The 16,918-nt window shown below is 43.7% G+C and carries 15 protein-coding genes; 2 read left to right on the forward strand and 13 right to left on the reverse strand.

The genetic code is table 11. The features are described from left to right. Positions 1–13: 13 nt before the first annotated feature. The 5 genes from M2353_RS16290 to M2353_RS16310 form a co-directional block, all read right to left on the reverse strand. Positions 14–1,198: a phosphoglycerate kinase gene (locus M2353_RS16290; protein ID WP_024719840.1), complete on the reverse strand. Its 1,185-nt coding sequence runs from the start codon at positions 1,196–1,198 to the stop codon at positions 14–16. Between the two features lie 213 nt (positions 1,199–1,411). Further along, the gene (gene gap / locus M2353_RS16295; protein ID WP_007500174.1) at positions 1,412–2,419 is read right to left on the reverse strand and encodes a type I glyceraldehyde-3-phosphate dehydrogenase; all 1,008 of its coding nucleotides are present in this window, start codon (positions 2,417–2,419) and stop codon (positions 1,412–1,414) included. Positions 2,420–2,450: 31 nt separating this feature from the next. Next, on the reverse strand, positions 2,451–3,488 hold the full coding sequence (locus tag M2353_RS16300; protein ID WP_008347711.1) for a sugar-binding transcriptional regulator: 1,038 nt from the start codon (positions 3,486–3,488) through the stop codon (positions 2,451–2,453). A 288-nt stretch (positions 3,489–3,776) separates the two neighbouring features. Continuing rightward, complete coding sequence (locus M2353_RS16305) at positions 3,777–5,162, reverse strand: amino acid permease (RefSeq protein WP_047945706.1); 1,386 nt, start codon at positions 5,160–5,162, stop codon at positions 3,777–3,779. Between the two features lie 137 nt (positions 5,163–5,299). Next, positions 5,300–6,493 carry an ornithine--oxo-acid transaminase gene (locus tag M2353_RS16310; RefSeq protein WP_073412743.1) on the reverse strand — a complete coding sequence of 398 codons (1,194 nt, stop codon included), beginning with the start codon at positions 6,491–6,493 and terminating at the stop codon, positions 5,300–5,302. Positions 6,494–6,702: 209 nt separating this feature from the next. On the opposite strand from M2353_RS16310, the gene M2353_RS16315 reads away from it, so the two are divergent. Next, entirely contained in the window at positions 6,703–8,145 is a 1,443-nt protein-coding gene (locus M2353_RS16315; RefSeq protein ID WP_284725731.1) for a sigma-54 interaction domain-containing protein, read from the forward strand. A gap of 27 nt (positions 8,146–8,172) precedes the next feature. Here the strand turns inward: M2353_RS16315 and M2353_RS16320 are convergent, their stop codons facing one another. Continuing rightward, entirely contained in the window at positions 8,173–8,910 is a 738-nt protein-coding gene (locus tag M2353_RS16320; protein WP_024719844.1) for a FadR/GntR family transcriptional regulator, read from the reverse strand. 173 nt (positions 8,911–9,083) lie between these two features. After that, the gene (gene rpoN, locus M2353_RS16325) at positions 9,084–10,382 is read right to left on the reverse strand and encodes an RNA polymerase factor sigma-54 (protein ID WP_284725732.1); all 1,299 of its coding nucleotides are present in this window, start codon (positions 10,380–10,382) and stop codon (positions 9,084–9,086) included. Positions 10,383–10,452: 70 nt separating this feature from the next. Here rpoN and yvfG point away from each other — a divergent pair, with 70 nt between their 5' ends. Beyond that, entirely contained in the window at positions 10,453–10,668 is a 216-nt protein-coding gene (gene yvfG / locus M2353_RS16330) for a protein YvfG (RefSeq protein WP_017359206.1), read from the forward strand. A 189-nt stretch (positions 10,669–10,857) separates the two neighbouring features. Here yvfG and M2353_RS16335 read toward each other — a convergent pair whose 3' ends face one another. From M2353_RS16335 to M2353_RS16360, 6 genes are read right to left on the reverse strand one after another with little or no spacing between them, the layout of a single operon-like run. Continuing rightward, entirely contained in the window at positions 10,858–12,021 is a 1,164-nt protein-coding gene (locus M2353_RS16335; protein ID WP_284725733.1) for a DegT/DnrJ/EryC1/StrS family aminotransferase, read from the reverse strand. Further along, the gene (locus tag M2353_RS16340; protein ID WP_268430575.1) at positions 12,018–12,707 is read right to left on the reverse strand and encodes an acetyltransferase; all 690 of its coding nucleotides are present in this window, start codon (positions 12,705–12,707) and stop codon (positions 12,018–12,020) included. The genes M2353_RS16335 and M2353_RS16340 overlap by 4 nt, the downstream gene beginning before the upstream one ends. Further along, entirely contained in the window at positions 12,670–13,263 is a 594-nt protein-coding gene (locus tag M2353_RS16345; RefSeq protein ID WP_017359198.1) for a sugar transferase, read from the reverse strand. Before M2353_RS16345 ends, M2353_RS16340 begins: the two co-directional genes overlap by 38 nt. Positions 13,264–13,283: 20 nt before the next feature. Next, positions 13,284–14,813 (reverse strand): MATE family efflux transporter, encoded by a 1,530-nt coding sequence (locus M2353_RS16350; protein WP_284725734.1) that lies wholly within the window; start codon positions 14,811–14,813, stop codon positions 13,284–13,286. A 28-nt stretch (positions 14,814–14,841) separates the two neighbouring features. After that, entirely contained in the window at positions 14,842–15,870 is a 1,029-nt protein-coding gene (locus M2353_RS16355; protein ID WP_284725735.1) for a polysaccharide pyruvyl transferase family protein, read from the reverse strand. Then, complete coding sequence (locus M2353_RS16360) at positions 15,870–16,898, reverse strand: glycosyltransferase family 2 protein (RefSeq protein ID WP_284725736.1); 1,029 nt, start codon at positions 16,896–16,898, stop codon at positions 15,870–15,872. The genes M2353_RS16355 and M2353_RS16360 overlap by 1 nt, the downstream gene beginning before the upstream one ends. Positions 16,899–16,918: the final 20 nt, after the last annotated feature.

Genomic DNA, 16,918 nt, shown 5'->3' on the forward strand with positions numbered 1-16,918 from the left:
AGCAGTTTTGGTCTTATTTATCGTTTAATGCAGTCACACCTGGAAGTTCTTTGCCTTCCATAAATTCAAGTGAAGCGCCGCCACCTGTAGAAATATGGCTCATCTGATCGGCAAGACCAAATTTCTCAACAGCTGCTGCTGAATCTCCACCGCCAATGACAGAATATGTATCTTTTGCTTCTGCCAGTGCTTCTGCGATTGCTTTTGTTCCTTTAGCGAATGCATCGATTTCAAATACACCCATTGGTCCGTTCCAAACAACAAGTTTGCTGTTTTTAATAACATCAGCATACTTCTCTCTTGTCTCTATTCCAATATCAAGTGCTTCTAGATCACTTGGAATTTCAGAGATTGGCACAATGCTTGTATTCGCATCATTTGAAAAGTCGTCGGCTACCAGAACATCTGTTGGAATCAGGAAGTTCACGCCTTTTTCTTTTGCACGGTCCATAAAGGATTTCGCTAAATCTACTTTGTCTTCTTCTAATAGAGATTTCCCTACTTCGTGGCCAAGTGCTTTGACAAATGTATAAGCAAGTCCGCCGCCGATGATCAGGTTGTCCACTTTATCAAGAAGACTTTCAATTACACCGATTTTATCCTTTACTTTTGCGCCACCGATAATCGCTGTAAATGGGCGATCAGGGTTTGAAATGGCTTTTCCTAGAACCTCAAGCTCTTTTTGCATGAGGAATCCTGAAACAGCCGGAAGATACGCTGCAATACCAGCTGTGGATGCATGTGCACGGTGTGCAGCACCAAACGCATCATTGACATACACATCGGCTAAATCAGCAAACGCTTTTGATAATTCAGGATCGTTCTTTTCTTCACCAGGATAGAAACGAACGTTTTCAAGCACTAGCACATCTCCTTCTTTTAAGTCAGAGATTTGCTTTTTCACGTTGTCGCCGTAAGCTTCATCTGCTTTTTTCACTTCTTGCCCAAGAAGCTCTTGCAGACGTTTTGCTACAGGTGTCAGACGCAGTTCTTCAGTAACTTGACCTTTAGGACGACCCAAATGACTAGCTAGTAGTACCTTTGCGCCTTGTCCTGTTAAATACTCAATCGTTGGTAATGCTGCGCGAATACGAGTATCATCCGTCACTTTTCCGTCCTTCATTGGAACGTTAAAATCTACGCGGCAGAACACAACTTTACCTTTTACGTCAATGTCTTTTACTGATTTCTTATTCATGCTCGTCAGGAGATCCTCCTTTATTCTGGTTTCCTTACGCATTGGACAAGTCTCTCTTTATCCTTTTCCCATTTTGCCCTCATCAAAACGAGAAATCGTGCAGAACGGATAAATACAGAGAAAAAGGGAAAGGGATGCTTCCCCTTCCCTTGTCCGTCTTCATTATATCGTGTCTCTAGGAAAGAACCAAGTGAGTTCCTTCAGTGTGAGAAATTAAAGACCTTGTTTTGCAATGTAAGCTGCAAGGTCAACAACGCGGTGAGAATATCCACTCTCGTTATCGTACCAAGAAATGACTTTCACCATGCTGCCTTCCATTACCATTGTAGAAAGAGCATCGATTGTTGAAGAGTTTGCATTACCATTGTAGTCACCAGATACTAATGGCTCTTCGCTGTAGCCAAGGATTCCTTTAAGTTCTCCTTCAGCCGCTTCTTTAAGTGCTGCATTTACGTCTTCAGCTGTCACATCTTGATTTAATTCAGCAACAAGATCAACTAAAGAAACGTTAGGTGTTGGAACACGCATAGCGCCACCGTTTAATTTACCTTTAAGTTCAGGCAATACAAGTGAAACAGCTTTCGCAGCACCTGTAGAAGTTGGGATGATGTTTTCCGCAGCTGCACGAGCACGACGGTAGTCTTTGTGCGGAAGATCAAGAATTTGTTGGTCATTTGTGTATGAGTGAACAGTTGTCATCATACCGCGTTTGATACCAAATTTATCGTTAAGTACTTTTGCAAATGGAGCTAAGCAGTTTGTTGTACAAGATGCATTAGAGATGACATCGTGGCTAGCTGCATCGTATTTGTCTTCGTTTACACCCATAACGATTGTGATATCTTCTTCGTTAGCAGGAGCAGAGATGATGACTTTTTTAGCGCCAGCTTCTAAGTGTTTAGCAGCGTCTGCACGTTTTGTGAAGAATCCAGTAGATTCAACAACGATTTCTACGCCTTGTTTACCCCAGCTTAATTTCGCAGGGTCACGCTCAGCTGATACTTCGATTGTTTTACCGTTCACTACTAAGTTCGTACCGTCTACAGAAACCTCTGCATCTAGTTTTCCGTGAACAGAGTCATATTGTAAAAGGTGTGCAAGCATGTTAGCGTCTGTTAGATCGTTAACCGCTACTACCTCAACTTCAGGATTGTTTAATGCTGCACGAAATACGTTACGTCCAATACGTCCAAATCCGTTAATACCGACTTTTACTGCCATGATGTTTCCTCCTTTTATAGGTCACAATGTTTTATATTGAGGGATCTATTGACTCCCTTAATAACTCTTTTGCGGCTCCTTCGTCTGTGACGAGAACCGTTCGGCGGGGTTTTTTGAAATAAGCTTCAATGGCCCCAGCCTTTGATGATCCACCAGCAACAGCAATGATGTGTGGAATGCTTTCTAAATCATCTAGCTGCATGCCGACGGAGTGCACTTTGTGGACGACCTCGCCATCACGATTAAAGTAATAGCCAAAAGCCTCTGTCACTGCGTCATGCTCATCAATCTTTTTTAAATCTTCAGCAGGTGTGTTTCGTCTCATCGCCATTGTTTTTGCTTCACCGATTCCATGAATAAGCATCGTGGATGATTTAATTGTTTGAAGCACTTCTTTGACGGACGGCTCTTCAATAATGGAAGAGTAAGCACCTTCTGACAGCTGTCCTGGAACAAACAGCAGTTTGTAAGTACCGGAAGCTTTTTCAGCCATGTGGGCACAAATGGTGTTTGCCTGATTTTTTACATTCTCCCCAAGACCGCCTCTCGCAGGGACAAACATCATGTCGCGATTTTTGGCATCAGGGGTCATCATTTCGGCAACAGCTTCCATCGTCGTTCCGCCAGTGACGGCGACGATATTATTTCCAGTAAACCTTTTTTTCATACATTGGACAGCAGCTCTTCCCATTTCTTGCTTCACCCACGGGGATTCATCGCTGTCACCAGAAACAATGATGACTTCTTCCAGGCCTAATTTCCTCTTTAATGTATTTTCCAAAAAGGTTAAACCTAAAACGTCCTTCATCATTCCTTCAAGCATTTCAAGCAAAGCATGACCTTCAGTCGTCAGCATCATACCGCTCGTTTTGACATCCAGCAGATTTTGTTCCTTTAAGAACTGAACTTCAGCTCTTAAGATACGTTCACTGAGACCAAGACTTGTCGCAAGACTTCTGCGACCAATTGGTTCAGCTAATCTGATGTACTGCAAAATGTCGTAGCGCTTTTGCATAACTGTGAGAAGATCTGGTAATAATTTTTTTTGAGCTTCCAATAAACGATTCATGGCTAACGACCCTTTCTTTTCACGTTGGACTAAAAACGTCCCACTGTGACAAAAAACGTCCCGCCACAGCCAAAAAAAATCAATCCCTGCTTTCTTTAATTATTTTAACAGGATAATCTTGCATTTTCAACTCTTACAAACACATTTAGACAAAAAATAGACACATTTTGACCGATAACCTGCTTGTCATCTAGCTTTCCGCTATTTTATTTTTTTCAAACTATTTATTTTCTTCTATATTGAATGCATTTGTCTTTGAAAAGGTGCAGGCGGTCAAAAGCCGCCTGCTTATGTTTTCGGTATCGTTTCTTTCTCTTCATTAAACCGTTTCGCATCTTCCTTCGGTTTAATCTTGAGGTAGTAAATGATGTAGCAGGCGGCCATAAATGGAACTCCGCAATAAAGACCAATCCGCTGATCCTCAATAAAGAATAAACTGATAAGAACAATGCCAAATGCGATAAAGCCTGCTAATGGCACAAATGGATAAAAAGGCGTTCGGAAGACAAGATCCTTTACATCTCCGCCCTCTTTTATGAATTGTCTCCTAAAGAAGTATTGGGATAAACAAATAGACATCCAAACCACGACAAGCACCATACCCGAAATGGATATGAGCCAGACATATACCGTTTTTGGTGCTACAACACTCGTGAGCAGTGATAGAGCGGATACACCCATTGTCACCAATAAGGCATTGATCGGGATTTTACGTTTGGATAATTTTTTCGTGAAAACAGGTCCTTTCCCGTCTTTTGAAAGCGCCCAAAGCATACGTGATGATGCATATAATCCAGAGTTCGCTACAGATAAGACGGCTGTAATGATAATAAAATTCATGATATCTGCAGCGTATGGTATGCCGACCTTGTCCAACACCACAACAAACGGACTATCCACCGCGCCGGCGGTCTGCCATGGCAGAAGCGCTGCAAGAACCGCAATCGATAAAACAAAAAAGACCATCGTCCGCCAAATAATATTGCGAATAGAGCGTGGGAGTGTTTTTTCTGGATTTTCACTCTCCCCTGCTGCAATCCCTACAAGCTCTGTTCCTTGAAAGGAGAAATTGACTGTGACCATGGTTAATAAAATCGCAAAAACACCATTAGGAAAAAGTCCGCCATGATCCGTCAAATGGCGAAATAGAGGGGCAGGTTCCCCACCTTTCAAATGAATCATTCCGAAAATTGCGCCAATTCCAATGATAATAAACAATAAGATCGCAGCAACCTTGATGGCTGAAAACCAAAACTCGGTTTCAGCAAAGCTGCGAGCTGAGATGGCATTGATGGCAAATAAGATGACGCTAAAGGCAAGACACCAAAGCCAAACTGGGATATCAGGAAACCACCTTTGGAGTAGAATCCCTGCTGATGTAAATTCAAGTCCGATCGTACATGCCCAGCTAAACCAATAGAGCCAGCCGATCATAAAGCCTGTGGACGGACCAATATATTTGGTTGCATACTCCTGAAAGGAACCAGCTGTCGGCATCGCCACTGCTAATTCACCAAGACAGAGCATCACCAAATACATGAGTAACCCGCCAATGATAAACGAAAGAATGGCTCCCCCTGGGCCTGCCTGATGAATAATGAGTCCTGATCCAAGGAAAAGGCCTGTTCCGATGACCCCACCTAAGGCAATCATAAAAAGATGTCTGCTTTTCATGGAACGCTCTAGTTCATTATGCTGTTCTGGCTTCAAATCCGCTTCCCCACTTTCACTCTTCTATTCATCAACCTTTGACAAAATTCGCCGTTCATTGAAAGAGAAAGGGAGAATTTGAAGGCTTCTCCCTTGATCATTTATGCTTGAAATAACGCTTGGATATGAGCAATTGCCCAATCCAAGTCTTCTTTTGAAATAGTAAGCGGCGGTGCAAATCGAATCACTGTCTCATGGGTTTCTTTGCATAACAGCCCTGCTTGCTTGAGCTTCTCACAATAAGGTCTAGCTGCCTCAGTCAGTTCCATCCCAATAAATAGTCCACGACCGCGTACTTCCTTAATCACAGGACTTTGAATGCGTGATAGTTTGTCTTTGAAATATTGCCCAAGCTCCAATGAGCGCTCGGCAAGCTTCTCGTCGATTAAAACATCTAGTGCAGCAAGTGATACTGCGCACGCAAGAGGATTCCCGCCGAAGGTAGACCCGTGAGACCCTGGATTAAATACACCTAAAATATCACGGTTTGCGACAACACATGAGATCGGGAATACCCCTCCGCCAAGTGCTTTACCAAGAATCAGCATATCCGGCTCAATGTCTTCCCAGTCGCATGCAAACATCTTGCCGGTCCGCGCTAATCCGACTTGAATTTCATCTGCGATCAATAACACATGTTCCTTCTCACAGATCGCTTTTGCCTCTTTTATAAAGCCCTCAGGCGGCATGACAATGCCCGCTTCTCCTTGAATCGGTTCAAAGAGAAAAGCCGCTGTTTGCGGAGTGATCGCTTCGCGTAACGCCTCAATATCTCCATAAGGGATGAGCTTTATGCCTGGAAGCATCGGACCGAAACCTCTTTGATATTCTGCTTCCGAAGAAAGTGACACAGCCGTCATTGTACGACCATGAAAATTCCCGGTACATGCAATGATTTCTGCGCGATTCTCTTTGATCCCCTTGACATCATAGCCCCATCGTCTCGCTGCCTTTACAGCCGTTTCCACAGCCTCAGCACCCGTATTCATTGGCAATGCCATCTCTTTATTCGTTAATTTGCAAATCTTCTCATACCATGGGCCAAGCTGATCATTATGGAAGGCCCTTGATGTGAGTGTCACGCGGTCAGCTTGTGTTTTAAGCGCTTCAATAATGCGGGGATGGCGATGTCCTTGGTTCACTGCAGAATATGCACTGAGCATATCCATGTAGCGGTTGCCCTCAGGATCAGTCACCCACACTCCCTCAGCCTCTGAAATCACAATTGGCAACGGATGATAGTTCGCCGCACCGTATTGTTCTGTTTGATGAATCAATGCTTTTGTCTGTGTCATCGTGTATTCCTCCTTCTATAAGCTTGCCTCTTTTGATTGGGTTCATCTCCACTCTTATATTATGCAAGGATCATGCCAACTTAGTGATTGCTCTGTGTCTAGGATTGTTCTCATCTTTAACGCAAAATAATTTTGCATATGCAAATTTTTTTAGAGGAAACCGCAAAATTTTTCATGTAAAATAGAGGTAATGTCTGGAGGTGGCGCAAGTGAAAAAAGATCAGCATACCGCAAAGCTCGAAAATGAGATTGATCTATATAAACAAATGCTCGATTTAATTGATGTTGGGGTTCACGCCATTGATGAAAATGGTAATACCATTGTTTATAACAAAAAAATGATGGAGATCGAATCTTTAAAACGTTCTGATGTCCTTTATAAAAATGTCTTAGACCTCTTTGTGTTTCAGGATGAGATGCACAGTACACTTGTCCAAGCGCTGCGAACCGGAAAACAGACGGTTCATGCAAAGCAGACGTATCACAACTACAATGGAAAAGAAATCACAACGATTAACCATACATACCCGCTCGTTCGAGACGGTTTGATTCAAGGAGCGGTTGAAATTTCGAATGATGTCACGAAACTGGAACGGCTCATTCATCACAATATGAAGAAAAAAGGAAACACACGCTTTACATTTGATTCAATCATTGGGGAGAGTCCTGCCTTTTTAGAAGTGATTGAACATGCGAAACGAGCCACACGTACCTCTTCTTATGTGCTGATTGTTGGTGAGACAGGGACGGGGAAAGAGCTATTTGCACAAAGCATTCATAATGGCAGCAGCCGTTCATCTGGACCATTTATTACGCAGAATTGTGCAGCACTGCCTGATAACCTGATTGAAAGTCTGCTTTTTGGAACACAAAAAGGGGCTTTTACAGGGGCAACAGATCAGCCCGGTCTATTCGAACAAGCACAAGGAGGTACACTGCTTTTAGATGAGATCAACTCATTACACCCAGCTCTTCAAGCAAAACTATTGCGCGTCTTGCAAGAGAAACGTGTAAGAAGGTTAGGCAGTACAAAGGAAATCGCCATTGATGTGAGAGTAATTGCTAATATGAATGAGGACCCTGTGGATGCGATCGCAGGTGGACGGATGCGAAAGGATTTATTTTACCGGCTTGGCATTGTCACCTTGTTTATCCCGCCACTCTCTGAGCGAAAAGAAGACATCCCCACATTTGTCATGCATTTTATTCAAAAATATAATGAACTGTTTCAAATGAATGTGAAGGCGGCTGATGAAGAGGTACTTGCCCTGTTCCAAACGTATCATTGGCCGGGCAATGTAAGAGAACTGGAGCATGTGATTGAAGCTGGGATGAATATGATGATGGACGAAACATACTTAAGCATGCATCACCTTCCTTACCATTTCCGTTTCAAGCAAAGAGAAGGACGTCCTAGTGAACACATGCAGAAGAGTCCGCTTAATCTAGCAGCTGCAGCTGATACGTTTGTCTACACGAGCTCAGATCATACAACTGATTTCCAAACCCAAATGGAACGATTTGAAAAACAATACATCGTCCATTACTTAAATAAAATGGACGACAATATTTCACAGACTGCAAAGATATTGGGCATGAGCAGGCAAAGTCTGCAATATCGAATGAAAAAATTGCATATTTCTCTTCAATAATAGAGCTGTGCCCTTATGTGGCACAGCTTATTGAATATCTGGCTTTCCTTCCTGTTCTTGCAGTACATCACCAAGAAGTTGTTCTACTTTTTCCAAATGTGTAAGCATCGCCCTCTCCGCTTCTTCTGGCTGCTTGTCCATGACAGCTTGATAAATACGTTCATGGTCTTTGTAAAGCTGACGTATGGACGCTTTTCTTGAAAATAACACGATTTTTCTCGTTTCCCGCATCGTTTCAATTAATAAGGATGAGACCTGATTCATTAACGCCGCCAGTAAATGATTCTTTGAGGCTTTAGCAATGGCAAGATGAAATGTAAGGTCTGCCTCTTCACCAATTTCTTTATGCGCTTCTGCACGCTTCATTTGTTCTAGTGCCTCATGCAGTCGATCGAGGTCCTCGTCTGTCCGCAGCAATGCTGCCTTTTTGACAGCACCTGATTCAATGATTGATCTCACTTCAAGAAGCTGCACGATATCCTGCTGCTTCATCAAAAAAGCAGGAGATAAACAAAATGTGAGCTGCTCAGGATCGAACTGCTTCACATATGTGCCTTCTCCTTGCTTCATCTCTATTAATCCGATCGCTTTCAAAGCGGACAGCGCCTCTCTCACAGCGGAACGGCTGACTTGAAAGTTTTCAGAAAGTGCTTGAACCGAGTCTAATTTTTCGCCCGGAAGAAGCTCCCCCGTTCGAATGGATTCGACTAATGCGTCCGCAATTTCTTCATATATTTTTTTCGTTTTGATTTGTTTATATTTCAATTGGTCTCACCTCATCACTGTTGTCTATCCTATCGGCTCATGCCCTATCTTATACTTTACCCCAAAATTCAGATCACACGTCTTCCCTTTTTTCAATTCTCAAGAAATCTTCTCTCACTCTTCCACTCATCAAAAAAGAAGCACGTGCCATTGTTTCTGGCATGTGCTTCTTTTTAATCATATCGCTTCCGCAGCGTGGAAGACGGAAGGTTCATTTGTTCACGATATTTGGCAATGGTTCTGCGAGAGACGCGGATACCAAAGGTTTGCTGAAGCTGCGTCATGATTTGCTGATCCGAATACGGTTTTTTCTTATTTTCTGATTGAATCAGCTCTGCAATGTGGGTCTTCACTGTGTAGCTGGATGCTTCTTCAAGCGAATGCCCTTCTAGTTTCGCTTGGAAAAACTGTTTCATTTCCATTAACCCATAAGGAGTCTGCACCATTTTCCCTTTGACTGTTCGACTCACTGTCGACTCATGCACTTGTAATATATCTGCAATCCGCTTCATCGTAAGCGGTTTCATTTTATGCTTCCCTGTCAGGAAAAAATCAGTCTGTTGTAAGATAATCTCACGAACGACATTTGTCATCGTTTGTTTTCTCTGCTTCAGCGCTTGAACAAGCCAATTGTACTGCTGATGCTTTTCCTTTAAATATGCATATGCTTCATGCCGCTGTTGATCTTGAATCATGGCGAAATACCCTTCATTCATTTCAATGTCCGGAAAAGCACGCTGGTTCAACTCGAATGTGATGTGACCTCCCGCAGCTGTAATCAACACATCTGGTTCTATATACACATCCTGGTCTTCATAAGAGAAATGAAGGCCTGGTCTTGGTTCGAGAAGCGACACCTCATCTTGTATGGCTTGCAGGGTTTTCAACGGCATACCTGTTTTAGCTGCGATTTCCTTCCAAGCCTTCCTTGCGAAAAGAAAGAAATGCCCTTCGATGATCAGCTCTGCTTCATACCAGCGATCTTTTTTTCGTCTAAGCTGGAGCAGGATGCATTCTTGCAATGATCTAGCGCCAATACCGGCAGGCTCTAATGATTGAAGCTGATGAAGAACGGCCTCTACTTCTTCTGCCGAAGCCTGTAACACAGCGGCCATTTGGTCAACCGGTTCATTTAAATAGCCATTGGAATCAATGGACTCAATCATGAATTGAAAAATCCTTTGATTCTTTTCACTTAAATTCAAATCAATGGCCTGTCTCTTTAAATACATTTGCAGGCTTTCTTTTTGATGCGTACGATACGGCTCTGTCATTCGATCTTGCGTTCTTTTATGATAAACTGGTTGATAGCTGTCCGTGTCTTTCCGCTCAATCAGAGGGTTCTCAAGCGCTAACTGATCAAGATACTCACCCAGCTCTGCACAATTCAATTGCAGCAGCGTAATCGCCTGCCTGAGTTCTTGCGTGAGTACCTGCTTTAATACTAGTTCTTGTTGCAGTTTAAGGCTCATTGTCTCCCCTCCCTCTCATCATTTTACATGAAGATTGACGGACCGTATATACGAAATAGGAGTGATTTCCATGTCTGAACTTTTTTCCGTTCCATACTTTATCGACAATTTAAAACAGCACATTGCCATGAATCAACATGAAGACAAGATTCATGCCATGAACGCTTATTATCGGTCGGTGGTTTCTACACTTGTGCAGGACCAATTGACGAAAAATGCTGTTGTCTTGAAGCGAATTCAACATCTCGATGAAGCGTACCAAAAGGTGAAAAAAGAAAGCGAATAAATGGACGAAAAACAACACCCTTTCTCATGATTGCAAAGGGTGTTTTTCATGCAGGAAAAGCTTTTGATCCAGCTTCGATTTGTACATCATCAAAAAGCCGGACCGCCCTACAGTAAGCCATAGGTCATGATGATTCCATAAAATAAGGGATTGATAAAAAGAGAGGCAGGCTGCTGATGAACGAGCAGCCTATGTGGAGGATAATGCTTTCTTTTGCAGGGCGCTGTGCAATGTATCAATGACAAGCTCCTGTTCCGCGTCTGTCATGCTTGTACCAGATGGCAGGCAAAGACCTGTCTCAAATAACAACTCAGATGCAGGGACTTCATCGGCTGTTGTATAAAAAGGACAACCATGAAAGAGCGGCTGCTGATGCAGTGGCTTCCATACACGCCTTGCTTCGATCTGCTTTTGTTCTAAAGCATCTATCATCTCTACTGGAGACATCTGTACATGATGATCAATGGTGAATGTGGTCAGCCAGCGGTTTGATGTGGTTTCTTGATATTCTGGCATAAATTGAAGGCCTTCAATATCGGCTAAAGCATCTTGATAACGCTCGAAAATGCGGCGTTTTTGCTGAACACGCTCCTCTAACACTTCCATTTGTGCAATTCCTACACCTGCGAGTAGGTTGCTCATCCGATAGTTATATCCCTCCTCTTGATGTTCATAGTGTAGGGCATGTTCTCTTGCCTGTGACGCGAGAAATCGGCAGCGGTCGATGGCTGCTTCATCATCACTGACAAGCATTCCGCCTCCTGATGTTGTAATGATTTTATTTCCGTTAAAAGAGTACACACCGAACCTGCCCATTGAACCGCTTTTTCTTCCTTTATATATACTGCCTAACGATTCAGCCGCATCTTCAATGATTGGCACATCATATGCCTCACACACCGCTATGATTTCATCCATTTTCGCACTTTGTCCGTATAAATGAACGACAATAACCGCACGGGGTCTTTTCCCAAGTCGTTTTGTTTCAGCGAAGGCTTTCTCTAACGCCAACGGACACATATTCCATGTCTCTTTTTCTGAATCAATAAAAACAGGCGTCGCTTGTTCATATAAAATAGGATTTGCACTGGCAACAAATGTGAGAGTGGAACAAAAGACCATATCTCCCTTTTGAACGCCAATGAGTTTTAAGGCAAGGTGAATGGCTGCTGTTCCTGAAGACAATGCCGCTCCACTCTTCACGCCTGCATAATCCGCGACCACTTGCTCAAATTCATTTACAAGCGGTCCTAATGGTGCAATCCAATTGCTTTTAAATGCCTCCTCTATTTTCTTCTGTTCTTTTCCACTCATATGAGGAGGAGATAAGTAGATTCGTTTCCTGTCTCTCATGATTTCCCACCTTCTCTTCGATCTTTGATCTCAATTGCAGGAACGCCTACGGCGACTTTCTGATCATGTATATCTCGGGTCACTGCCGCTCCTGCGCCGATCACTGCCCAGCTTCCAATGGTTCTGCCAGGTATGACAGCAGCCCCAGCTCCAATATGAGCACCCTCTCGCACAGAGACACAGCCGGTGAGCACGGCTCCCGGAGAAAGGTGCGTAAAGGATTCGAGAAAGCAGTCATGCTCCACGATAGAACCGGTGTTGATAATGGCATGCTCACCAATTACTGCATCTGCTTGCACAACAGCCCTTGCCATCACAACCGTTCCTCGGCCAACCTTCGTTGACGAGCTCACAACTGCCTCTGGATGAATCAGTGTGGCAAATGCCCTCTCTTCAAATGCGAGACGTTCTTTGATCCTCTGTCTGATTTCGTTTTGCCCAATGGCAATCAGCCATTGCATATCAGGTATTTCATCTCTTACCTTTTGACTCATAGAAACCGGACCATACAGAATGCCGGTTCGAGTGTCAGCCTCCTCAAATCGATCGTCTAATACAGCACACAATGAGTAATCAGGATGCAAAAAAATCAACTCCTGAATGACCTTGCTGTGTCCGCCAGCCCCGATTAAGCCAATGGGCTGCTCTTTACGTATCGGTTCCTTTGAATTTTTCAGCTGTTGCATGATTTGGCTGCTGCACCCCTTCTGTTTTGATGACTTTCAGCAAGGTCATCCATAAGATTTTCATATCGAGCCAAAACGATTGATGCTCTACATACCAGAGGTCATAGGTGAATTTCTCCTCCCAAGAGAGAGTATTTCTCCCATTCACCTGGGCCCATCCAGTGATACCAGGCTTCACAAGATGACGCTTCGCTTGCTCCTCTGTGTACATTTGTAAATACTCCATTAAAAGCGGTCTTGGTCCAACGAGACTGATTTCCCCTTTGAGTACATTGACAAGCTGCGGCAATTCATCAAGACTGAGCTTACGAATAAAGGCGCCGGTTTTTGTTAATCGAAGATGGTCTGGAAGCAGTACGCCATGTTCATCGCGTTCCTCGGTCATCGTCCGAAATTTATAAAGCATAAACGGCTGTCCGTACAGACCAGGCCGTTCTTGTCGAAACACCACAGGAGCTCCGATTTTCCACCGAATGAGTCCATAGATGAGAAGGAAAAGGGGGCTGCCTGCGATGAGCAGGGTCAAAGCCACGACCACATCTATTATTCTTTTCATCATTGCTTCTCCTTTCCACACTAGCGAGAGACAGAGCGTTCAATAGCAGCTTGTTTCACCTTACGCATGAGCTGTATCCGCTCTTGTTTTGTTCCTACAAATTGATACAAATAGCCTAAGTAGAGAACGAAACATATTCCGCCAATACAAAATAGCTCCCACCATCTCGTCACATCATACACAGTCTGAATACCGGCACAGATCCCCCATATGAATAGAGCCCCAAACAGCGGAACGACTGTATGTTTGTAAAAGATGGTACTTTTCTGTTTCGTGATCTTGGCTGTATACAATGGGAGAAAGACGATATTTTTCATCAATAAAACAACGGCCCCTGCTGATGCAATGCCATATAACCCAAGCTGAAGTAGGTGAGTCAGTCCATAGGCGAACAGGACATTGGAACCGCCTAATATGAGTGTCACAACCGCCGGCACTTTAAATCGGTTAAAGGCAGTCGGTACATAGGTCAGCGGTAAAAACATCAACGTGAAACACAAATAAGCCGCATGAATCATCAGCAGCCATTTTAGCTCCTCAAAGGCTGGTCCAAGCCATAACATCATGAGCGGACCGGCAAGACCTCCTAACAGAGCCGCGGGGAATGCCACAAATAAACCACTCCATTTCATGGCATTGGCGGCGTATTGAATGAGCCCCTGCTCGTCTTGATTTGAATATAATTTTGTGATCGTTGGCGCAAACACAACCGCAAGTGTCCCTGCAAGGGTGCGCAATAATAATGGAAATTGTAAAATGGCGGCATACTGTCCAGTCGCTTCTGCCCCAATCAGTAAGTTGGTCATCAATAAATCGATTTGTAAAAACAACAAAATGCCCATTTGCTCAAATGAATGCCACACCCCTGATCGAACTAGCGTGAGACTTGAAGATAAAGAAACGTACCGCCACTTAAACGAAAACCAAGGAATGAGTTTCTTAAAATAATAGAGACCCATTCCCAAAGCGGCGAAACTTCCCATAACGGCTGCAAGCGGAATATGCCAAATGGCTGGTGTCGTCACGGTAAATAACAGCACAATCACAAGCGCTCTGCCAAACATCTGAATGGCCTGTCCAACACTCGATACATATAATTTGTTCGCATAAAACGGTGCCGCCCCAATACCAGACATGACGAAATTGAGCATAAATAAAAGACCCCCTAACACAAAGGCGATCTGTGTATCTTTTGCAAGATGAGCAGGCACATGGAGCCAGTCAACCAGCTGCTGAGACATGAATAGACAAAGTAAAAAAAGACAGATGGATAAAAAAAGAGAACTGACAAAATAGGAAGCGAGATAGCGCTGCGCTTGTTCCATCTCTCCTTTATGAGCCGCAACAGAAAAAAAACGCACCACCACAGCACTTAATGAAGCCGTAATGACCGATAAATAATTGATCATATTTTGAGTCAGATGAATCAGACCAAACGCTTCCACTCCAAGTGTATGAACAATGTAAGGCGTTAAACAAACAGACATCAGCATCATCAAGAAAAACGTCATCACATTTGCACTGACATTGTAAAGAAACGCACGGTTCATGGTGATTTCACGCAGTGTTTAAGGGCCTTCATCCAACTTCCTCTCCCTTTTGTCTGCTTGTTTTCATATGCTGATGAATGGCCTTTTTCACCGCTTCCTCCGTTGGTTCCTTCAAAAGGGTCATAAACGGCAAGTGCGCTACCCATTCATATCCTTCCATGACTTTATGATCAAACGACCTGATGACAACACACGGTGTATGTGTGATCGCACAAAAGATCATGCCATGCAGTCGATCTGTCACGACGACTTGTGCCTGACTCAACTGCGTCCATAACGTGGATAATTCCTCTAAACGAGTCGTTCGATTCACTCGCTTACCAATGGTCGTTGTGATAAAACCAACTTGATCATACGTTTCTTTGATATGCTCCTGCAGTTGTTCTCGTTTCTCTTTCGTGAGATACGCCTCCTTATCCTCACGCAGACAAAGCAGCACTCCTTTACGGGTTTGACTCTTTGATGTTTCGTCTAATGTCAGGACCATATCAGGCTGTTTCCACACCTCTTTATTAGGAAAATGCTTCTTCATCCATTGATAGGTGGTTTGATCTCTTGCCATCAAGAGAAGCCTCGGGTGTTGCTGATATGCTTGAATAGCGCGGCGTTCTTCTCTTTTCCCTCTCTTTGTTTCTGTAAAATGAGCAGTAGCGGGCAGCTGAATAACAGGATAGGACTTAAAGGCGTTCATGATAAATTGTCTTGTCCATTCTTCATATCGATATAAATCGCCCATGTTGCCCCCGCCGATGATACAGACAATGTCCTCTGGGTGCCGCGCGTGCTTCAGCGGACGTGCTAGACGATACATCTCCTGCATGTCTACTTCTATGATTTGATAGTCTGGAAAGTGCTTTTGTAGAAAACAGCAGCTGGCATAGGCAATCGCGTGATCACCTAAGTTGTCATGTGCCGGCAGCAGCGTGAGAATGATTTTCTTCTGATGACGCAGCTCTGGCAGTCTTTGGCGGCTCAACCTATATTGAAGTGGATACTTGATCTTTAAGAGCAGCCACTCTGCGGCATGTGCTTTTAATTGCTGCAATGTCACACTCATCACCCCGATTTTCTCGTTTGATATTCAATCCATTTTTGATAGCTTGATGCTGCGGCAGAGAGCGGATACACCCACTGCATTCTAGCAAGGAATAAGATCATTCGCTTTCGCACAGTCAGCTTCGATGGTTCCACTTGTTTCACAGCCTTCTGAAAAGCTTCATGTGTCACCATTTCACGCATATGACCAAGCTTTTTTTGAAAGGAAAGGGAATTTTGGCTCTTCCATTCATTGAGCATACAATGCAGCGTATGATTCACGATAAAAAAATAAAAAGCCTTCTCATATGGTGTCAGCTCACCATGCTCTTTTAAAAACAAACGCTGCGCGTCATAAAACGCCAGTCCATGCTGAAAATACTGCTTTTGATATCGCTGGACAATGGATGACAAATGAACCCGGTAATAATAAAGCGGCTCATGAACAAAGGCAATGACACGTGATAAAGAAAAACAGCGCAGCGTGACATATTGATCTTCAATATTCTCAAGCTCACCTCTCAACGGAAAACGGATATGATGCTTTTCGATAAACGCCCGCCGATAGAGCTTATTCCATGAGAATCCCGTGATCTCACCATGTAATAACGATTCTATTAAACTTGTCTTATCGGCTTCCTGTTGAGCTAACAGCGTCGTCGGTATGATCCGTTTTGACTGTTCAAATTGAATCCAATATTCACTGACAACAAGATCAGCACCGGTGTTTTCGGCTTTTTGATATAAAGCCTCACAGTATTGAGGAGCGAGAACATCGTCTGAATCAACAAAGGCAAGATACGTTCCTGTTGCTTCTTCTATGCCCCTGTTCCTCACCGCTCCCAGCCCTTGATTGGTTTGGTGAATCACCCGAAATCGCTCATCACGCGCAGCAAACGCTTCAAGGATGTCTCCACTGTGATCGGTAGATCCATCGTTAATGAGGATGACCTCTATATCTGAAAAGCTTTGGTCTGCAATCGATTGAAGACACTGCTCCACATATTGACTAGTGTTATAGACTGCGACCAATAGACTGATAGCTGGCATGACAGCAAGCCCCACCTTTC

It is taken from the genome of Bacillus aerius (assembly GCF_029894105.1).
GTDB lineage: Bacteria > Bacillota > Bacilli > Bacillales > Bacillaceae > Bacillus > Bacillus altitudinis.